19 protein-coding genes and 2 tRNA genes are annotated in these 18,189 nt (G+C 71.2%); 4 read left to right on the plus strand and 17 right to left on the minus strand.

Annotated features, from left to right (window positions below; all coding sequences use genetic code 11):
- Positions 1 to 75: 75 nt before the first annotated feature.
- The 4 genes from ACRQ4B_RS13305 to leuC all read right to left on the minus strand — a co-directional run bounded on the left by ACRQ4B_RS13305 (position 76) and on the right by leuC (position 4,395).
- Positions 76 to 849, minus strand: a complete 774-nt coding sequence (locus ACRQ4B_RS13305; protein WP_439691888.1) for a lysophospholipid acyltransferase family protein — start codon at positions 847 to 849, stop codon at positions 76 to 78.
- 143 nt (positions 850 to 992) lie between these two features.
- Positions 993 to 2,360, minus strand: a complete 1,368-nt coding sequence (gene murA, locus ACRQ4B_RS13310; RefSeq protein WP_439691889.1) for a UDP-N-acetylglucosamine 1-carboxyvinyltransferase — start codon at positions 2,358 to 2,360, stop codon at positions 993 to 995.
- On the minus strand, positions 2,360 to 2,956 hold the full coding sequence (leuD, locus tag ACRQ4B_RS13315) for a 3-isopropylmalate dehydratase small subunit (protein ID WP_439691890.1): 597 nt from the start codon (positions 2,954 to 2,956) through the stop codon (positions 2,360 to 2,362). Before leuD ends, murA begins: the two co-directional genes overlap by 1 nt.
- Positions 2,956 to 4,395 carry a 3-isopropylmalate dehydratase large subunit gene (gene leuC, locus ACRQ4B_RS13320; protein ID WP_439691891.1) on the minus strand — a complete coding sequence of 480 codons (1,440 nt, stop codon included), beginning with the start codon at positions 4,393 to 4,395 and terminating at the stop codon, positions 2,956 to 2,958. The genes leuD and leuC overlap by 1 nt, the downstream gene beginning before the upstream one ends.
- Positions 4,396 to 4,556: 161 nt before the next feature.
- On the opposite strand from leuC, the gene ACRQ4B_RS13325 reads away from it, so the two are divergent.
- Positions 4,557 to 5,624: an FUSC family protein gene (locus ACRQ4B_RS13325; RefSeq protein WP_439691892.1), complete on the plus strand. Its 1,068-nt coding sequence runs from the start codon at positions 4,557 to 4,559 to the stop codon at positions 5,622 to 5,624.
- Between the two features lie 140 nt (positions 5,625 to 5,764).
- On the opposite strand, the gene ACRQ4B_RS13330 is transcribed toward ACRQ4B_RS13325, so the two are convergent.
- From ACRQ4B_RS13330 to ACRQ4B_RS13345, 4 genes are read right to left on the minus strand one after another with little or no spacing between them, the layout of a single operon-like run.
- Positions 5,765 to 6,370 (minus strand): histidine phosphatase family protein, encoded by a 606-nt coding sequence (locus tag ACRQ4B_RS13330; RefSeq protein ID WP_439691893.1) that lies wholly within the window; start codon positions 6,368 to 6,370, stop codon positions 5,765 to 5,767.
- Positions 6,367 to 6,741 (minus strand): fluoride efflux transporter CrcB, encoded by a 375-nt coding sequence (crcB, locus tag ACRQ4B_RS13335; RefSeq protein WP_439691894.1) that lies wholly within the window; start codon positions 6,739 to 6,741, stop codon positions 6,367 to 6,369. Before crcB ends, ACRQ4B_RS13330 begins: the two co-directional genes overlap by 4 nt.
- On the minus strand, positions 6,738 to 7,196 hold the full coding sequence (locus ACRQ4B_RS13340) for a fluoride efflux transporter FluC (RefSeq protein ID WP_439691895.1): 459 nt from the start codon (positions 7,194 to 7,196) through the stop codon (positions 6,738 to 6,740). Before ACRQ4B_RS13340 ends, crcB begins: the two co-directional genes overlap by 4 nt.
- The gene (locus ACRQ4B_RS13345) at positions 7,193 to 7,618 is read right to left on the minus strand and encodes a RidA family protein (RefSeq protein ID WP_439691896.1); all 426 of its coding nucleotides are present in this window, start codon (positions 7,616 to 7,618) and stop codon (positions 7,193 to 7,195) included. Before ACRQ4B_RS13345 ends, ACRQ4B_RS13340 begins: the two co-directional genes overlap by 4 nt.
- A 152-nt stretch (positions 7,619 to 7,770) precedes the next feature.
- Here ACRQ4B_RS13345 and ACRQ4B_RS13350 point away from each other — a divergent pair, with 152 nt between their 5' ends.
- Positions 7,771 to 8,730 carry a TerC/Alx family metal homeostasis membrane protein gene (locus ACRQ4B_RS13350; protein ID WP_439694400.1) on the plus strand — a complete coding sequence of 320 codons (960 nt, stop codon included), beginning with the start codon at positions 7,771 to 7,773 and terminating at the stop codon, positions 8,728 to 8,730.
- 83 nt (positions 8,731 to 8,813) lie between these two features.
- Here the strand turns inward: ACRQ4B_RS13350 and ACRQ4B_RS13355 are convergent.
- From ACRQ4B_RS13355 to ACRQ4B_RS13390, 8 genes are all read right to left on the minus strand, one after another.
- A tRNA-Glu gene (locus tag ACRQ4B_RS13355) sits at positions 8,814 to 8,886 on the minus strand.
- Between the two features lie 71 nt (positions 8,887 to 8,957).
- Positions 8,958 to 9,033: transfer RNA gene (locus tag ACRQ4B_RS13360), tRNA-Glu, on the minus strand.
- 132 nt (positions 9,034 to 9,165) lie between these two features.
- Positions 9,166 to 9,801 (minus strand): MBL fold metallo-hydrolase, encoded by a 636-nt coding sequence (locus ACRQ4B_RS13365; RefSeq protein ID WP_439691897.1) that lies wholly within the window; start codon positions 9,799 to 9,801, stop codon positions 9,166 to 9,168.
- A gap of 94 nt (positions 9,802 to 9,895) precedes the next feature.
- Positions 9,896 to 10,903, minus strand: coding sequence for a LacI family DNA-binding transcriptional regulator (locus ACRQ4B_RS13370; protein ID WP_439691898.1), 1,008 nt, complete (start codon positions 10,901 to 10,903; stop codon positions 9,896 to 9,898).
- A gap of 14 nt (positions 10,904 to 10,917) precedes the next feature.
- The gene (locus ACRQ4B_RS13375; protein ID WP_439691899.1) at positions 10,918 to 11,325 is read right to left on the minus strand and encodes a hypothetical protein; all 408 of its coding nucleotides are present in this window, start codon (positions 11,323 to 11,325) and stop codon (positions 10,918 to 10,920) included.
- 5 nt (positions 11,326 to 11,330) lie between these two features.
- On the minus strand, positions 11,331 to 12,242 hold the full coding sequence (locus ACRQ4B_RS13380) for a carbohydrate ABC transporter permease (RefSeq protein WP_439691900.1): 912 nt from the start codon (positions 12,240 to 12,242) through the stop codon (positions 11,331 to 11,333).
- Complete coding sequence (locus ACRQ4B_RS13385) at positions 12,239 to 13,261, minus strand: carbohydrate ABC transporter permease (RefSeq protein WP_439691901.1); 1,023 nt, start codon at positions 13,259 to 13,261, stop codon at positions 12,239 to 12,241. The genes ACRQ4B_RS13380 and ACRQ4B_RS13385 overlap by 4 nt, the downstream gene beginning before the upstream one ends.
- 126 nt (positions 13,262 to 13,387) lie before the next feature.
- Positions 13,388 to 14,671 carry an ABC transporter substrate-binding protein gene (locus ACRQ4B_RS13390; protein ID WP_439691902.1) on the minus strand — a complete coding sequence of 428 codons (1,284 nt, stop codon included), beginning with the start codon at positions 14,669 to 14,671 and terminating at the stop codon, positions 13,388 to 13,390.
- A gap of 295 nt (positions 14,672 to 14,966) precedes the next feature.
- Between ACRQ4B_RS13390 and ACRQ4B_RS13395 the strand changes: the two genes are divergently transcribed.
- On the plus strand, positions 14,967 to 16,295 hold the full coding sequence (locus ACRQ4B_RS13395; RefSeq protein ID WP_439691903.1) for a glycosyltransferase: 1,329 nt from the start codon (positions 14,967 to 14,969) through the stop codon (positions 16,293 to 16,295).
- Positions 16,296 to 16,553: 258 nt separating this feature from the next.
- Here the strand turns inward: ACRQ4B_RS13395 and ACRQ4B_RS13400 are convergent, their stop codons facing one another.
- A complete protein-coding gene (locus ACRQ4B_RS13400; protein WP_439691904.1) occupies positions 16,554 to 17,855 on the minus strand; it encodes a glycosyltransferase family 2 protein in 1,302 nt (433 codons plus the stop codon).
- Positions 17,856 to 18,013: 158 nt separating this feature from the next.
- Between ACRQ4B_RS13400 and ACRQ4B_RS13405 the strand changes: the two genes are divergently transcribed.
- A complete protein-coding gene (locus tag ACRQ4B_RS13405) occupies positions 18,014 to 18,187 on the plus strand; it encodes a hypothetical protein (RefSeq protein ID WP_439691905.1) in 174 nt (57 codons plus the stop codon).
- The last annotated feature ends 2 nt before the right edge of the window (positions 18,188 to 18,189 follow it).

The following is an 18,189-nucleotide window of genomic DNA, read 5'->3' on the forward strand; positions in this document are numbered from 1 at the left end:
GCGGTGTCGACGGCACCCGGAGCGGCGACCGCGGGGTCCGGACGGTCCTCGTGCGGGCGGAGGCCCGGTCCCTGGTCACTCAAACTTGCCGGTCTCCTTCTGGTTGTTCGCCGCCGGGTCCCAGCGGGTCGCAGGTGCCTGCTCGCCACGGAGCTGCTCGAGCAGCTCGGTGATGCGCTGCATGAGCACCTCGGTGGCCGCGACGAGGACCTGCTGGTCGACGGGCCGACCACGGTAGGCCGACAGGTCGACGGGGTCCCCGACGATGACGTCCACGCGGGAGCGCGGGAACAGGCGGAGCTTCTTCGAGTACCGCGCCATGATGCCCTGCGTGCCCCAGTGGGCCATCGGGATGAGCGGCACGTCGTTCTCGAGCGCGATGCGCACGGCACCGGTCTTGCCGCGCATCGGCCACAGGTCGGGATCGCGGGTGAGGGTGCCCTCGGGGTAGACGATGATCGCCCCGCCCTGCTCGATCAGGGACCGACCGCCGCCCAGCGGGTCGCTGAGCCGGGTGCGACCGGAGCGCTCGACCGGGATCTGCCCCATGCCGGACATCAGCTTCCCGAAGACGGGGACCTTGAAGAGGGACGCCTTGGCGAGGAACCGCGGAGCCCGGCGGCTGAGGTAGACGGCGGTGCCGACGACGAGCGGGTCGATGTTCGTGAAGTGGTTCGGCGCGAGCACGAACGCGCCGTGCTCCGGCAGTCGGTTCGCGCCCACCCAGTGGTAGTTCGACGAGAACCGGAAGGTCGGGATGACGACGGAGGCGACGATGCGGAACGCGCGGTTGAGCTCCCCGCGCTTCCAGCGCCGGCCGGGAACCGGCAATCCGGTCGCGACCGGCATGCCGGACGCACCACGCGCCTCCAGGCCGTCACGGGCGCGCGACGGCCCGTCAGCCGGACGCGACGGCCCGTCAGCCGGACGCGACGGGTCGTCACCAGGACGCGGCGCGCCGTCTCCCGACGGCGAAGCGCTCGACACCGCGGTCACCCAGCGAAGTCGAAGTCGGCGCCGAGCTTCCGCAGCTTCGGGATGAAGTGCTCGTAGCCGCGGCTGATGATGCCGACGTTCGTGATGTGGGACTCGCCCTCCGCGGTGAGCGCCGCGATGAGGTGGCTGAAACCGCCACGGAGGTCGGGGACGCGGACGTTCGCGGCGTGCAGCGTCGTCGGGCCGGTGACGACCGCGGCCTGCTCGAACGGACGGCGGGCGACACGACGGTCGTGCCCGGGCAGCCCCTCCTTGTGCACGACGATGTCGGCGCCCATCTCGTTGAGGGCGTCCGTGAAGCCGAAGCGGTTCTCGTAGACGGTCTCGTGCACGATGCTCCGGCCCTCGGCCTGGGTCAGCGCGACGACGAGCGGCTGCTGCCAGTCCGTCATGAAGCCGGGGTGCACGTCGGTCTCGATGACGACGGGCTTGAGGGTCTCGAGCTCCCGGTAGAACCGGATGCCGTCCTCCTGGATGTCGAACCCGCCGCCGACCTTGCGGAAGACGTTGAGGAACGTCATGAGCTCCTGCTGCTTCGCGCCCTCGACGAAGATGTCGCCGTTGGTCGCGAGCGCGGCGGAGGCCCAGCTGGCGGCCTCGTTGCGGTCGTTGATCGCCCGGTGCGTGTAGCCACGGAGCGCCGAGACGCCCTCGATGAAGATGACGCGGTTCGGCTCGACGGAGACGATCGCGCCCATCTTCTGCAGGATCGCGATGAGGTCCATGATCTCGGGCTCGATCGCGGCGTTCCGGAGCTCGGTGACGCCCTCCGCGAGGGTCGCGGAGAGCAGGACCTGCTCGGTGGCGCCGACGCTCGGGTACGGCAGTTCGATGTACGCGCCCTTGAGGCCGTTCGGGGCCGTCAGGTGGATGCCGTTGACCTGCTTGTCGACGACCGCTCCCATGGCCCGGAGAGCGTCGAGGTGGAAGTCGATCGGGCGGTCGCCGATGCGGCAGCCGCCGAGGTCGGGGATGAAGGCCTCGCCGAGCTTGTGCAGCAGCGGACCGCAGAACAGGATCGGGATCCGGCTCGAGCCGGCGTGGGCGTCGATCTCGGCGAAGTGCGCCGACTCGACGTTCGACGGGTCGAGGATGAGCTCGCCTCGTGCAGGATCGGTGATGCGCACGCCGTGCACCTCGAGCAGCCCGCGGACGACCTTGACGTCGGAGATGTCCGGGACGTCCTTGAGGATCGACGGGGTGTCACCGAGCAGCGACGCCACCATGGCCTTGGTCGCGAGGTTCTTCGCCCCACGGACCTCGATGCGCCCCACGAGCGGCTTGCCCCCGCGGATGACGATCTCGTCCGACTTGAGGCCCACGCGCGCCCCGGCGGCTGCTGCGTCCTGTACGAGAGAGTTCACTACTTCACCGGCAATGTCTTCGGCCGCCAACTGGAGCGGCGGGATTCGAACTCCGTGATCGAGGTCTCGTCACGGAGGGTGAGCCCGATGTCGTCGAGCCCTTCCATCAACCGCCAACGAGTGTAAGCGTCGATCTCGAAGGGGACGTCCACATCCCCGAGCGACACGCGCTGGGCCACGAGGTCGACCGTGGCGGACACACCCGGGTTCCGCTCGATCTCGGCCCAGAGCGCCTCGACTTCCGATTCGGTCACGATTGCGGTGACCAGGCCCTGCTTGCCGGCGTTGCCCTTGAAGATGTCCGCGAACCGGGGCGAGATGACGACCGCGAAGCCGAAGTCACGGAGCGCCCAGACCGCGTGCTCGCGCGACGAACCGGTACCGAAGTCGGGGCCGGCGACGAGCACCTTCGCGCCCTGGTACTCGGGCTGGTTCAGCACGAACGACGGGTCCTGCCGCCAGCCGGAGAACAGGGCGTCCTCGAAGCCGGTCTTCGTGACGCGCTTGAGGTAGACCGCGGGGATGATCTGGTCGGTGTCGACGTTCGACCGCTTGAGCGGGGCCGCGATGCCGGTGACGGTGGTGATCTTGTCCATCAGATGGCGCCTTCCAGGACGGTTTCGACTTCGGAGTTCTCCAGGTCCCACGGGCTCGACAGGGTCCCGCGAACGGCAGTGGCCGCGGCGACGAGCGGCGAGACCAGGTGCGTCCGGCCGCCCTTGCCCTGGCGGCCCTCGAAGTTGCGGTTGGAGGTGCTCGCGCAGCGCTCCCCCGGGGCGAGCTGGTCGGGGTTCATGCCGAGGCACATCGAGCAGCCGGCGAACCGCCACTCGGCCCCGAAGTCCGTGAACACCTTGTCGAGCCCCTCGGCCTCGGCCTCGAGCCGCACGCGGGCGGACCCCGGCACGACCATGACCCGGACCCCGTCGGCCTTCTTGCGACCCTTGATGATCGACGCGAAGGCGCGGAGGTCCTCGATGCGCGAGTTCGTGCAGGACCCCATGAAGACGGCGTCGACGGCGATGTCCTTCATCGGTGTGCCGGCGGCGATGTCCATGTACTCCAGCGCGCGCTGTGCGGCGGCCTGGTCGTTCGGGTCGCTGTAGCTGGCGGGGTCGGGCACGCTCTCGGACAGCGACACGCCCTGGCCCGGGTTGGTGCCCCAGGTCACGAAGGGCTCGAGCTCGTCGGCGTCGATGAACACCTCGGCGTCGAACACGGCGTCGTCATCGGTCGCCAGCGTGTCCCAGTACGCGACGGCGTCGTCCCAGTCCTGGCCGGTCGGCGCGTGGTCGCGGCCCTGCACGTAGTCGTAGGTGGTCTGGTCGGGCGCGACCATGCCGGCGCGCGCACCGGCCTCGATCGACATGTTGCAGATCGTCATGCGGCCCTCCATCGAGAGCGCACGGATCGCGGAGCCGCGGTACTCGAGCACGTAGCCCTGGCCGCCGCCCGTGCCGATCTTCGCGATGACCGCCAGGATGATGTCCTTCGCCGTCACGCCCGGGCGCAGGGTGCCCTCGACCGTGATCGCCATCGTCTTGAAGGGCTTGAGCGGCAGGGTCTGCGTCGCGAGGACGTGCTCGACCTCGGACGTGCCGATGCCGAACGCCATCGCACCGAACGCGCCGTGGGTGCTGGTGTGCGAGTCGCCGCAGACGACGGTGATCCCCGGCATCGTCAGGCCGAGCTGCGGACCGACCACGTGGACGATGCCCTGCTCCTTGTCGCCCAGCGAGTGCAGTCGGACGCCGAACTCCTCGCAGTTGCGGCGCAGCGTCTCGATCTGGATGCGGCTGGTCGGGTCCGCGATGGGCCGGTCGATCGCGAGGGTCGGGGTGTTGTGGTCCTCGGTCGCGATCGTCAGGTCGAGACGGCGCACCGGTCGCCCGGCCTGGCGCAGGCCGTCGAACGCCTGCGGGCTGGTGACCTCGTGCACGAGGTGGAGGTCGATGTAGAGGAGATCGGGGTTCCCGTCGTCACCCTTGACCACGACGTGGTCGTCCCACACCTTCTCGGCGAGCGTCCTACCCATGAGCCCGGCCTCCTCGTTCTCGTCGTCGGATCGCCGCTGTCGCGGCGTGATCGGGCGAGTCTAGCAGGTTGGTATACCAATCGAGGTCGCGCGGTGCGCACCCGGCCTGGAGGCACGGCTCGATTCCCCGACACCTGTCGCGGTGGGAAGATGGTCGCGACATGACGACACCTGCGCACTCGACCCGGACCGTGAACCTCGAGGGCGCAGCACGCGCCGCGATCGCCGGCGGCGCACCGCTCGCACTGCTCATCGCCCTCGGGATGCCCGGGTACGCCGCGTTCGCGATGTTCGCCGGCTTCACGGCGATCTTCGGCGCGACGGAGCCCTACCGGCAGCGCGCCGTCACCACCGGCGTCGCCGGAGCGATGCAGGCGCTGTGCATGTCCGCCGGCATCGGGGTCTCGCTCGCCGGTTCGCAGCTCTGGCTGCAGGCCGTCGGGCTGGTCGTCGTGCTCGTCGTCGCGGTCTGCACCCTGACGACCCTCCGGACCATCCCGGCGCAGCCGATCTTCCCGGTGTTCGCGTTCGTCGTCTCCGCACTGGTCCCCCTGAAGCCGGCCGACCTGCCGCTCGTCGCGACGATCATCGTCGGCTCGGTCGTCTGGGCGTGGCTCGTGGCGATGTCCGGCGCCGTGATCCGTCGGGTCTGGCACCCGCGCGCACCGCACCGGTTCCGCCCGCTCGCACCCGTCAAGACGCGCAGCCTCGGCGTCCTGCGGACCCCGGCGCTCTGGGAGACCGTGGCCCTCAACGTCGTCGGAGCCCTCGTCGCCGGCGCGGTCGCCGAGACGATCCCGTGGCTCGGGCACCCGTACTGGGCGGTCATCGCGGTCGTGTCGACCCTGCCCGCACTCCGGCAGCGGCACACCGTCGTCCGGGCGTTCCAGCGCGTCGTCGGCACGATCGGCGGCACCGTCATCGCGGTCGGGATCCTGCTGCTCGAGCCCTCGGCGTGGTGGATCGTCGTCATCGCCGTCGTCGGGCAGTTCTTCGCGGAGATCTTCGTCGCCCGGAACTACGCCGTCTGCCTGCTGTTCCTGACGCCGCTCGCGCTCGCGGTCTCGTGGCTGAGCCTGCCCGAGGCGCCGGAGCTCCTCGCGCTGGACCGCGTGGCGCAGACCGTCCTCGGCGCGGTGGTGAGCGTCGCGCTCCTGCTCATCGGGCGCACGATCGAGCGTCGTCGCGGCCGGGCGCTCGGCGCGACGAGCGCCATCCGCACCGTCTGACGCGACCCACCGACGGACGGGAGGCCCGTGGCGGCGCCGCCACGGGCCTCCCGTCCGACGGGTGTGGCGACTGCGCCCCGGCACGCACACCGCGCCCCGCCGGAACGGGGCGCGGTGTCCGCGACGGGGCGCGGAAGGGGTCAGTCGCGGGGCTGGACGTTCCAGGTGTCGATGACCGGGCGACCGTGCTCGTAGCCGAGCACGCTCACCGACGCCGTGCCGAGCTTCAGCACGGCACCGTCCTGCGGCGCCAACCGGATCCACGCGGCACCGAGCGCGCGCAGGACGTGCCCGTGCGCGACGACGATCGCGTCCTGCCCGTCGGCGAGCACCGGACGCGCACGGTCGAGGACGCGCTCGACGCGGACCCGGACCTCGGCGGCGTTCTCGCCGGGGGTGTCGCCGGCCGGCACCCCGTCGGTCCAGAGGTCCCACGGGCCGTGGCGCAGCACCTTGATCTGCGGGGTCGTCAGGCCCTCGTACGCGCCGTAGTCCCACTCCAGCAGGTCCTCGTCGAGCTCCGGGTCGACGCCCACCAGGGCCGCGGTGTCGCGGGCGCGCTGCAGCGGGCTGGACAGCGCCAGCGCGAACGAGCGGTCGGCGAGGAAGCGTCCGGCGCGCTCGGCCTGGGCGATGCCGTCGTCGGTGAGTGGGATGTCGGTGCGACCGGTGTGCTGGCCGCTCCTCGACCACTCCGTCTCTCCGTGGCGGACGAGGACGAGTTCGCCGGGGCGTTCCGAGGTCATGAGTTCCTTCCGAGCAAGAGGCCGAGCGCGGCTGCGCCGACCGAGACGACGAGCATGCCGAGGCCGTTCACGACGGCGAGCCGGGGCTTGCCGGATCGGAGGAGCTGCACGGTCTCGACACTCGCCGTCGAGAACGTCGTGTACCCACCCATCATGCCCGTCCCCAGGACCGCCACCGCCGCGACGGGGATCGTGCCGGCCTGCCCGAGGCCCGTCAGCACCCCGAGGACCAGCGATCCGGACACGTTGATCACGAGCGTGCCGAGCGGGAATCGGGTGACGCGGGACTTCACGAGCCCGTCGAGGGCGAACCGGAGCGCTGCCCCGACGCCGCCGCCGACCGCGACCAGCAGGAGTTCGAGGGCGTTCACCGATCGTCCTCCGCCGTGTCGTCCGTCCGGTGCGCGCGACCCGCTGCCAGCACGCCCGCGGCGACCGCGAGCAGCCCGAGGACGACCGTCACCAGGGCGTACCCGCTGCCCGCTGCCCACCGACCGCCGTCGAGGAGCTGCGCCGTGTCGTCGGCGAGGGTGCTGTAGGTCGTGAAGCCGCCGAGCACCCCGGTGCCGACGAACAATCGGACGGCCCGGCGCCGGCCGACGTCGGGACCGCGGCGCGCGAGCGTCTCGAGCAGGAGTCCGAGACAGAAGGCCCCGACGACGTTGATCGCCAGGATCGTCCAGCTGATGCCGTCGAGGGCCGGGAACGCCGCCGCGAGCAGTGCCCGGGCAGCGGTGCCGATCGCCCCGCCCAGGGCGACCAGCCCGAGGAACGCCCAGCGGCGGTGCGGCGGACGGTCGTCGGCCAGCGGCGCCCCGGTCGTCATCGGTCCCCGGCGGCGGGGTCGGCGACCGCGGCGATGCCCTCGACCTCGACGAGCTGGTCGTCGTAGCCGAGGACCGTCACACCCAGCAGCGTGCTCGGCACGTCGTGGTCGCCCATCGCCGCACGGACGACTTCCCAAGCCGCCACGAGGTCGGCCCGCCGTGACGACGCGACGAGCACCCGGGTCTGCACGAGGTCCTCGATGCCGGCGCCCGCGGCGTCGAGCGCCGTCCGCAGGTTCGCGACGCAGCGGGCGGCCTGCCCGCGGACGTCCCCGACCGCCACGGTCGCACCGTCGGGGTCGAGCGGACACGCCCCGGCGAGGAACACGAGCCTGGCGTCGGCCGGCGCGGTGGCCGCGTACGCGTACTCCGCGACGTCGCTGAGCGAACCGGACCGGATGAGCTGCACGACACTGGTCACCGGACCACCCTGGCACGGGTCCGTGGCGACCGGGCGCCGAGAAATCGGTGAGACTGGACAGGTTGCCCGTCCCGGGCACTGCGTTCCGTCCCACCCAGCAGCAAGGAGAGCCCCGCGTGCCCGAGCTCCCGATCGTGTTCGAAGTCGGCTCGATGATCGCGCTCGTCGCGATCCTGCTCGCGGACCTGCTCATCGTCGCCCGTCGCCCGCACGTGCCGACGCTCAAGGAATCGGCGGTGTGGGTCGGGCTCTACGTCGGTCTGGCCCTCGTCTTCGCGCTCGCGATGCTGCTCTTCGCCGGCGGGGAGCCGGCCGGGCAGTTCCTCGCCGGCTGGCTCACGGAGTACAGCCTCAGCATCGACAACCTCTTCGTGTTCGTCATCCTGATGGCACGGTTCTCGGTACCGAAGCAGATCCAGCAAGAGGTCCTCATGCTGGGCATCATCATCGCGCTCGTGCTGCGGGGTCTGTTCATCCTGCTCGGCGCCCAGCTGATCGAGGACTTCTCCTGGATCTTCTACATCTTCGGTGCCTGGCTCGTGTGGACCGCCATCCAGCAGCTCCGCGGTGAGGACGACGACGACGACAAGGACAGCCTCATCGTCCGGGTGCTCCGCCGTCGGGTCCGGATCACGGACACGTTCGACGGGATGAAGCTCCGGACGACCCACGACGGTGTGCGGCACTTCACGCCCCTGCTGGTGGTCCTGATCGCGATCGGCACGACCGACCTGCTGTTCGCGCTCGACTCGATCCCGGCGATCTTCGGCATCACGCAGAGCCCGTTCATCGTCTTCACCGCCAACGTCTTCGCGCTGATGGGCCTGCGGCAGCTCTACTTCCTGCTCGGCGGCCTGCTCGAGCGCCTGGTGTACCTGAAGTACGGGATCGCCTTCATCCTCGCCTTCATCGGCGTGAAGCTCGTGCTGCACGCCCTGCACGGCAACGAACTGCCGTTCCTCAACGGTGGGGAGTCCGTCGCGTGGGCGCCGGAGATCAGCACGTGGGTGTCGTTGCTCGTGATCGTCGGCGCGATGGGCGTCTCGACCATCGCCAGCGTGATCCGGCTGCGGCGCGACGACTCCGCGGCAGCACGGACCGAGGCCGGCTGAGCATGACGGCCACGGGGGAACGCCTGCCCTGTGGAACGACGAAACCCCCGCCCAGCCGGAGCTGGACGGGGGTTTCGGTGCTGTGACCCCAGCGGGATTCGAACCCGCGTTACCGCCGTGAGAGGGCAGCGTACTAGGCCGCTATACGATGGGGCCGTCACATGGGAATCCCCCGCCCGGGAGCGGGGGTCTCGTGCACGTTGTCGGAGTCGGAGGCAAGCCACCTGTGGTGACCCCAGCGGGATTCGAACCCGCGTTACCGCCGTGAGAGGGCGACGTACTAGGCCACTATACGATGGGGCCGTTCCGACAACCCGATAAGTATTGCACAGCCCGCGCACACTGCCAAAACGAGGCGTGTCGCCCGGGTGTGCCGCCATGCCGCACCGGGCATACGGCGGGTGATCTGCGCCTCCAGGGCCGTCGACGACCGCCTCAGACGGTGAGCGAATCGCCGGGGGCGAGCACCACGAACTCGCCGTCGGGCTCGACCATGTCGCGCAGGCGACCCGTGTGCATGCGGTACCCGACGTCGGAGAGCGTGGCCTCGTGGACGGGGTACGCCCGTCGGGGCGCGACGGCCGCGACGTAGTCCATCGCCTCGGCGATCTTGAGCCACGGGGCGCCGACCGGGGCGGCGAGCACCTCGACCGGGACACCGGGCACCGTGTACGAGTCCCCCGGGTGGAACAGCCGGCCGTTGACGAGCACGCCGGTGTTGTCGATCACCGGGATGCTCGCGTGGATGACGTTGTGGCGGGTGCCGTGGAAGCTCAGCTCGAACGGGCCGACCGAGCGGTGGTCGCCGTCGGTGACCACGTCGACGGGGACACCGGTGTCGGCGAGCGCCGTCGCGACGCCGGCCGGACCGAGCACGACGGCGTCGGGGTTGCGCGCCAGGATGCCGGCGAGCTGCTCCGGTGTGACGTGGTCGGGGTGCTCGTGCGTGACGACCACAGCGACCACGCCCTCGACGTCGACGGGTCGCGTGAGGTTGCCGGGGTCGATCACCAGACGGGCCCCGCCCTCGGTGACGATCTGGCAGGCGTGTTCAAGCTTCGTGACCTCCATGCGCCCGACCCTACGCGGCGCGGGCAGCGGCGGGCGGCGCGGCGGCGGGCGGCGCGGCGGCGGGCGGCGCGGCGCGCGGCGCGGCGCGCGGCGCTCATGCAGGCGCCGGTCCCGTCGACGACCGCACGACGAGATGCGCGGGCGACGCCGCCAGCGCCCCCACCGCGGCCCCGTCCACCTCGGCGAGCACGGCCCGCGCGGCCGCGCGACCCTGCGCCTCCGGGTCCTGCGCGACCGTCGTCAGCCCGACGACCTCGCCGTACTCGTGGCCGTCGATGCCCATCACCGACACGTCCCCCGGCACGGCGAGCCCGGCACGGCGCGCGGCGAGCATCACCCCGAGCGCCATCTCGTCGGAGGCGCAGAACACCGCGGTCGGCCGGGCAGCGCCGGCGAACAGCGTCGCCCCCGCGTCGGCGCCGCCCGCGAACGAGAAGCGCCCGTCCAGGATCCACTCCTCCCGCACGCCCAGGCCGTGGCCGGTCATCGCGTCGACGAACCCGTCCCGGCGCAGCCACGGCACCGCCACGTTCATCCCGGCCTCGTCCTGACCGCCGACGTAGGCGACGTCCCGGTGCCCGAGGCCGCAGAGGTGGTCGACGGCGATCCGGGCGACCACGACGTCGTCGACCCCGATGTTCCGCAGACCGGGCGCCGGTCCCCCGATGACGATCATCGGGTGCCGGGCGAGTTCGAGCTCGGCACGCTCGGTCTCGTCGAGCACGAGGGAGAGGAGCACGAGGGCGTCGACACGGTGGCGCAGCATCGAGCGTCGGAACGCCCGGTCGCGATCGCCGCCCGGGCCGCCGAGGTTGTAGAGCACGAGGTCGTACCCGGCCCGCCGCAGCTCGGCGTCGACGCCGCCGAGGGCTTTCACGTAGAACCACCGGTCGATGACCGGAACGACGACCCCGACGGCGCGCTGCCGTCCGGTGGCGAGGCCGGCCGCCGCCGAGCTCGGGACGTACCCGAGTTCGTCGGCGACCCGTCGCACCTGGTCGATGGTGGAGTCGGCGACCGTCGACATCCCGCGCAGTGCGCGGGACACCGTCGACTTGGACAGGCCGGTGACGGTCGCGATCTCCTGGATGCCCATGGCCATGGCCTGGAGGCCCGTCAGCCGTCCGACGGGCGGGTCACCTCGGCGACGGGTCGCGTCGAGCGGTCCGGGCGCCGCCCCGCCGGGGCGAGCTCGTCCCAGCCCACGTGCCGGTGCACCCGGGCGTCGGCTGCCGCGGTCCGGGCGACGGCGCCCCGCGGGGTCGCCGCAGCCGGGGCCGCGGCTGCCGGCGCGCCGCCGATCCCGTCCTCCGACGCGGTGCGCCGGAGGACCGACACCCGCCACCGGTCGAGCGCGACGATGCCGAGCACCGAGACCAGCAGGGTGAGCGCCCAGCCGAGCGCCGGTCGCCCGGTGACCTCGCAGAACACCGTGACCCCGAGGAAGAGGACACCGAACATCCCGACGAAGCCGATCGCCTCCTCGATGCGGGCGGTGGGTCGTGTGGGTCCGCGCTGTGCCACGGCCGTCAGCCCTTCACGCCACCGGCGGTGAGGCCGGCCACGATGCGCCGCTGGAAGACGAGCACGAGGATCACGAGCGGGATCGTGACGATCGTGCCCGCCGCCATGACGGCGGTGTAGGGCTCCTGGTGCGGCACCGATCCCTGGAAGCCCGCGATGGCCACGGTGACGGGCTGCGTCGCGTCACTCGAGAGCTGGGACGAGATGAGGTACTCGTTCCAGGACGAGATGAACGCCAGGATCGCGGTCGTGAACACGGCGGGGGCGGCCAACGGCAGGATGATCCGCCGGAAGGCCTGCACGCGCGTGCACCCGTCGATGCGCGCCGCTTCCTCGAGGTCCCACGGCATCTCGCGGAAGAAGCTCGCGAGCGTGTAGACGGTCAGGGGCAGCACGAACGAGATGCTCGGCAGGATCAGCGCCTGGTACGTGCCCATCCAGCCGATGTCGGTGAACAGCTGGAACAGCGGCGAGATGAGCGCGACGCCCGGGAACATCGACGCGGCGAGGATCGCGCCGGCGATGAGCGACTTGCCCCGGAACTCGAGGCGGGCCAGCGCGTACGCGGCGCTCGTGCCGACGAGCAGCGCGATGATCGTCACCGTGCCACCGATGACGAGGCTGTTCAGGAGCGCCCGACCGAGGTGGTTGCCGAGCGCCGTCGAGAACGCCGTCTCGTAGTTCGCGAACGTGAAGTGGGTGAACCACGGCGTCGGGTCGAAGGTGAACCCGACGTCCCGGAAGCTCGTCACCACCATCCAGTAGAACGGCAGCAGGCACCAGACGGCTATGACCGTCGCCTGGATGCCGGTGCGGAGCTTCGGCCCGACGTGGCGCTTGACGCTCGTCCGGGAGCGGTCGACGGCGAGGTCACGGGCACGGGTGTTGGACCGGGGTCGGTCGGCTGCGAGGGTCACTTGAGTTCACCCTTCTGCTGGGCTGCCTGCGTCTGCACGACGTTCGCGCCGAGGAACCGGACGAAGACGAACGCGACGATGAAGATCACCAGGAACGTGATCGTGGAGAGTGCCGACGCGGAGTTGAACCCCTGCCGGATCTGGTCGACGACGAGGATCGACAACGTGGTCGTCGCGTTGCCGGACCCACCGCCGCCGCCGGTGAGGATCGCGGGGAGGTCGTACATGCGGAGCGCGTCGAGCACGCGGAACAGCACGGCGACCATGAGCGCGGGCTTGATCAGCGGGAGGGTGATGTTCCAGAAGCGCTGCATCGTCGAGGCGCCGTCCATCTTGCCGGCCTCGTAGACCTCCTCCGGGATGAGCTGGAGGCCCGCCAGGATGAGCAGCGCCATGAACGGCGTGGTCTTCCAGGTGTCCGCGATGATGACCGCCCACCGCGAGGCCCACTCGCCGCTCGTCCAGAGGATCTGCTGGCCGAGCACGTGGTTGAGCACGCCGTTCGCGTCGAAGATGAAGTACCAGAGCTTCGCGGTGACGGCGGTCGGGATGGCCCACGGCACGAGGATCGCGGCACGGACGAGCGCGCGGCCCTTGAAGTTGCGGTTCATGATGATGGCCATCCACACGCCGATCACGGTCTCGAGCGCGACGGTGACCACGGTGAAGAAGAACGTGTTGCCCATCGACACCCAGAACTGGCTGCCGATGCTGCCGGGCGGGCAGGTGGTGTTGCCGCACTGCTGGGCGAGCCAGTGCACGTAGTTCGTGACGCCGGCGAAGCCGCCCTGCACGAACAGGCCGGTGGCCTTGTCGAGGCCGGCGTCGAGCTGGAACGACTGGATGATCGCGCTGACGACCGGGTACCCGATGACGATCGCGAGGAGCACGATGGTCGGGCCGATCAGGTACACGGCCCACCGGCCGTGCTCGGCGTTCAGGCCGCCGCGCCGCCGCTTCGGTGGCTCCAGCCCGGTGGGGTTCGGGATGGCGGCGGGGATCTCGGTTGCTGCTGACACGTGACGGCCTCCTTGCCGGGGTGTCGGGACGCAGGATGGGGCGGACGGGAGGCGCGGGCCGGGGTCGACCCGCGCCTCCAGTCCGTCACGTGGTGACGGCTCGTTCGGTCCGTCACGCGGTGACGGCTAGTTGCCGCTGCTGGTGGCCGTCTTGAGGGCCGCCTGCATGTCCTTCAGGGCTTCGTCGACGCTCTTCGATCCCTTGAGGGCCGCGTAGGTGTTGTCCTGGACCGCCTTGGTCACGGCCGGGTAGAACGGCGTGACCGGGCGCGGCTCGGCCGACTCGATGGACTTCAGCAGCGTCGGCAGGTACGGCAGCTTCGAGGTGAGCTCGGAGTCCGTGTAGAGGTCACCGACGACCGGGGCCAGCGAGCCCTGCGTCGCGAAGAACTTCTGGGTCTCGTTCGACTCCAGGTACTCGAGGAAGTCGTGCGCGGTGGCCTTGTGCTTCGAGTAGACGCTGATCGCGGCGTTGTGCCCACCGAGCGTCGAGGCGCCGGTGCCGTCCTTGCCGGGGATCGGGGCGATGCCGAAGGTGTCCTTGACCGTCGACGAGCCGTCGGTCTTCGCGAGGCTGTACACGTACGGCCAGTTGCGCAGGAACAGCAGCTTGCCGGCCTCGAAGGCGGTGCGACCCTGCTCCTCCTGGTAGGTGATCGCCTCGGCCGGGATGTTCCCGTCCTTGAAGGCGTCGACCAGGTTCTGCAGACCGGCCTTCGCGTCCGAGGTGTCGACGTCCGGGGAGCCGCCCTTGTTGAGGACGGAGCCGCCGGAGCCGTTGATCGCCTCGGAGGCGTTCACGGTGAGACCCTCGTACTTCGCGAACTGGCCGGCGTAGCAACCGATGCCGTTGTCCTTCGCGATCTTGCAGTCCGCCATCATCTCGGACCAGGTGGTCGGAGGCGTCTTGACGAGGTCCTTGCGGTAGTAGAGCAGCGCGCCGTCGGAGGTCTGCGGGGCCGCGTAGAGCGTGTTGTTGTACGTGGCCGTCTTGACCGTCGCCGGCAGCAGCTTCGACGTGTCGATCTTCATCTTGCCGGTGAGCGGGGTCAGCCAGCCCTTGGCGGCGAACTCCGCGGTCCAGACGACGTCGACGTCGACCACGTCGTAGTTGGCGTCCTTCGCCTGGAAGTGCTGCACGAGGTCGTCGTGCTGCTGGTCGGCCTGGTCGGACTGCTCCTTGAAAGTGACCTTCTCGTCCTTGTGTGCCGCGTTCCACTTCGCGATGAGCGGTCGGACGACGTTCGAGTTGTCCTTGCCCTGCACGTAGGTGATCGGGCCGCGGCTGTCCTGGCCGTTCTGGGCGTCGTTCGATGCCGAGCTGCCGCTCGAGCAACCGGTGAGCACGAGGCCGATGACGGCCACGCCCGCAACCGATGCGAACCGCACCTTGGCGCGTGTTGTCTTCACAGCGATGTCTCCTCGTCGAGATCACCAGGCGACCTCGATCGGGTGTCGACGACGCTGCCTGGAGCAGGCGACGCTGCCTGCTGATGGAGGAAGCTACGCCCGCCCTCAGCGTTTCGCAACCGGTTGCAAAGAATCCGTGACCTGGTCGTGACCTGGGGACTTGCCCTGACTTCCTGGGTGAGCGCTCACACGTCCACACCGGGTCGACGCCGCTGCGTGCGGAACCCCGCAGGAAGCCCGCCACTGCGCCGTCATGCCGTTGTCGGGCCCCGGGCGTCCCCGTAGCGTCCGCTGCATGGCCCTGCTCTCCCCCGTCACCGTCCCCGGCCCGCGCCGGGTCGTCAGCATCGACCTCGATGCTCCGCTCCCGCCGCTCGTCGCCGACGAGAGCGGCTCCTCCGCGCTGGTCGTCGGGTACCGCGACGGCTTCCCGGTCACCACGCTCGACGTCCTGCTCACCGCGGACCCGGCCGACGCCGCACGCGCGCTCGCGCCGCTGGTCGACGGTCACCCGGGAGCGGTCGACGCCTTCCCCGCCGCGGTGCCGGACGAGGACCTCCCGATGATCTCGATCGTCGTGTCCACGATCGTCGCCCGGGTGCAGGACATCGCGAAGCTGCTCGACTTCCTCGAGCACCTCGACTACCCCCGGTACGAGGTCATCCTGGTCGACAACCGGGTGAAGCTGCCGGACATCGACGCGCTGCCCGGGCTCCTCGAGGGCCGGAACGTGCGGCTCGTCACCGAACGCCGCCCCGGGTGCTCGATCGGCCGGAACTCCGGCGTCGCAGCGGCCCGCGGCGAGGTCATCGCGTTCACCGACGACGACGTCCGCGTCGACCCGCAGTGGCTGCGCTCGATCGGCACCCGCTTCGTCCGCGAGCCGGAGGTCCAGGCGGTCACGGGCATGATCCTGCCCGTCGAGCTCGAGACCCCCGCCCAGATCTGGTACGAGGCGTACTACGGCGGCTTCAGCGGCGAGCGCACCTTCGACCCGGTGACGATCGTCCCCGACGACGTGCCGGGCGTCATGCGGCACGCGCAGGCCTCGGCCATCGCCCCGGACGGCACCGTGCGCAAGCACTTCGCGATCTACGGCATCGGCGGCTACGGCGCCGGCGCGAACTGGGCGGTCCGCCGCTCCGCGTTCGACGCCGTCGGCGGCTTCGACCCGGTGCTCGGCGCGGGCGTCCCGGCACGCGGCGGCGAGGACCTGGCGATCTTCATCGACATCCTGTGGGGCGGCGGGAAGATCGGCTTCGAGCCGCGCGCGGTCGTGCACCACCGGCACCGCCAGGACCTCGAGGGACTGCACGGCCAGCTGCACTCGAACGGCGTCGGGTTCACCGCGCTGATGTGCGAGCTCATCGCGAAGGACCGTCGGCACGCCCTCGTGCTCGCCCGACTGATGCCGCGCGCCGGCAAGATCAAGCTCGCGCAGCTGGTGTCCCGGCTGCGCGGGAAGCGGGACGCCGCCGCCGAGACCATCACCGAGGCCTCGACGACGCAGATCCCCCGGTCGCTGGCGTACCACGAGTTCCGCGGGTTCCCGGCCGGGCCTGCGGCGTACCTCCGGAGCCGTCGGTTCTGGCGCGACGTCGAGGAGGGCCGGTTCCGTCCCTAGGGACCGACCGATCGACGGACGGGAGGCCCGTGGCAGCGTCGCCACCGGCCTCCCGTCCGTCTGTCCGTGGTCGCGCGCGTCGGCGTCGGGGTCGTTGCACGCGCACGGAACGACAACACGGCTGTCGTACGACACGTGCGTTGTCGCACGATGCACGCGCAACCGTTGCACGCGCACGGAACGACAAGACGGCTGTCGGACGACGAGCGTCGTGTCGTACCGAGTCCGCGACCGCCACCACCCCGCGACCCGCTGGCGTCAGCGCGCAGCGCGCCGCGACCGCAGGTAGCGCCACGGTCCGCCGAGCGCGGCGACGAGCTCGACGCGCTTGAGGCCGGCCGTGGCCTCGCGGAACTCGTCGTCGACGGGCCAGCCGCCGAGCGCGTCCACCGCTGCCGCCACCTGCCCGTCGCCCTGCCCGAGCGCACCGAGCTGCTGCAGTGCACCGACCGCCCGTCGGAGCACCGCCACCGCGGTTCGCGGACGGAGCATCAGCTTCGCGACCCACGCCCCCAGGCCCGTGCCGTAGCCGAGCGCCTGGGAGCGCAGCGCCGCGCGGTCCGGCCGGTGCTTGTGCCAGACGATCGCCGAGGGCTCGACGGCGAGCGCCCCGCCGGAGAGCAGGACGCGGGTGAACACGTCGGGGTCCTCGCCGGCGCGCGAGGGCGTCCCAGGGCCGAGCGCGACGTCGAACCCGCCGAGTGCGAGTGCTGCCGAACGGCGGAGCGACATGTTCGCGCCGGTGCCGAACGCACCGACCGAGAACGGGAAGAGCGGGAGGTCCGCCGGCGGCGCCGCGGTGCGGAACACCCGGCGGTCGAGGTTGCGGGCCCAGGTCACGCGTTCGTCGAAGTACCGCTGCGTGGGTGTCCGGAGCTCGCCACTCGGCACGAGCCCGGTGACGCAGACGACGTCCGCGTCGCGGGCGTACGCGTCGGCGAGCGCAGCGAGCCAGTGCTGGTCGACGACCACGTCGTCGTCGACGAAGGCGACCACGGCACCGGACGCCAGGGCGAGACCGGCGTTCCGTGCGCGCGAGACGCCGGGTCGGGCCTCCAGGACGTAGTGCAGCCGGGGGTCGTCGAACGAGGCGACGACCTCGCGGGTCGCCGTGGTGGTCGGGGCGTTGTCGACGACGAAGACCTCGAAGTCGGGGTGCTCGGAGGCGAGCACGCTGCGCACGCAACGGCGGACGTCGTCCGGCCGGTCGCGGGTGCCGATGACGACGGAGACGCGGCCGGTCGTGTCGCCCTGCGGGACGGCCGCGGGGGTCGTGGTGCGCAGGGCGCGCAGGGCCGGTCCCAACTCGGCCGGGTCCACCTCGCCGCTCGCGTCGACGGCGACGTCGACGAAGCCGGCGACCTCGCGTCCGTCACGGACCAGGAGCCGTGCGCGGCGGAAGCCGTCCGCGCCGGCGAGTTCCACGGCCGATGCGGCGAGCGCCTCCTGCCGGTCGACGGCTCCGACCCACGCGGCGCCGGCCCACGCGGGACGGTCCGGAGACGGCATCGCGGGCGCGATCATCAGGACGGGCGCGGCGGTGGCCTGGTGGTCGGTCATGCTCCGATGCTCCGGTGGCCCGCCGGGACGGTCAACGGCGGTCCGACGGGGTTGCGGCGACGGTCGCCCGTCTTGCGGTTTGCCGCCACCGGAGCGCCCTCGGCCCGTAGGATCGTGGGGACGACCCGGCGGCAGCACGCCGGGCACGAGGAGGACGAATGCCGCTGGGCCCCGCGACCGAGCTCGGCGCCGTCCTCCCCTCGGAGCGGGACGTCCTCGAGGTGGACACGGCGACGTGCGTCTGCGGGCACGTGCAGGAGGCCCACGAGCACTACCGGCCGGGCAGCGACTGCGCCCTGTGCGACTGCCCGAAGTTCCGGAAGAAACGCTGATC

Origin of the sequence: Curtobacterium sp. SP.BCo (assembly GCF_051903265.1) — a bacterium.
Classification (GTDB): domain Bacteria; phylum Actinomycetota; class Actinomycetes; order Actinomycetales; family Microbacteriaceae; genus Curtobacterium.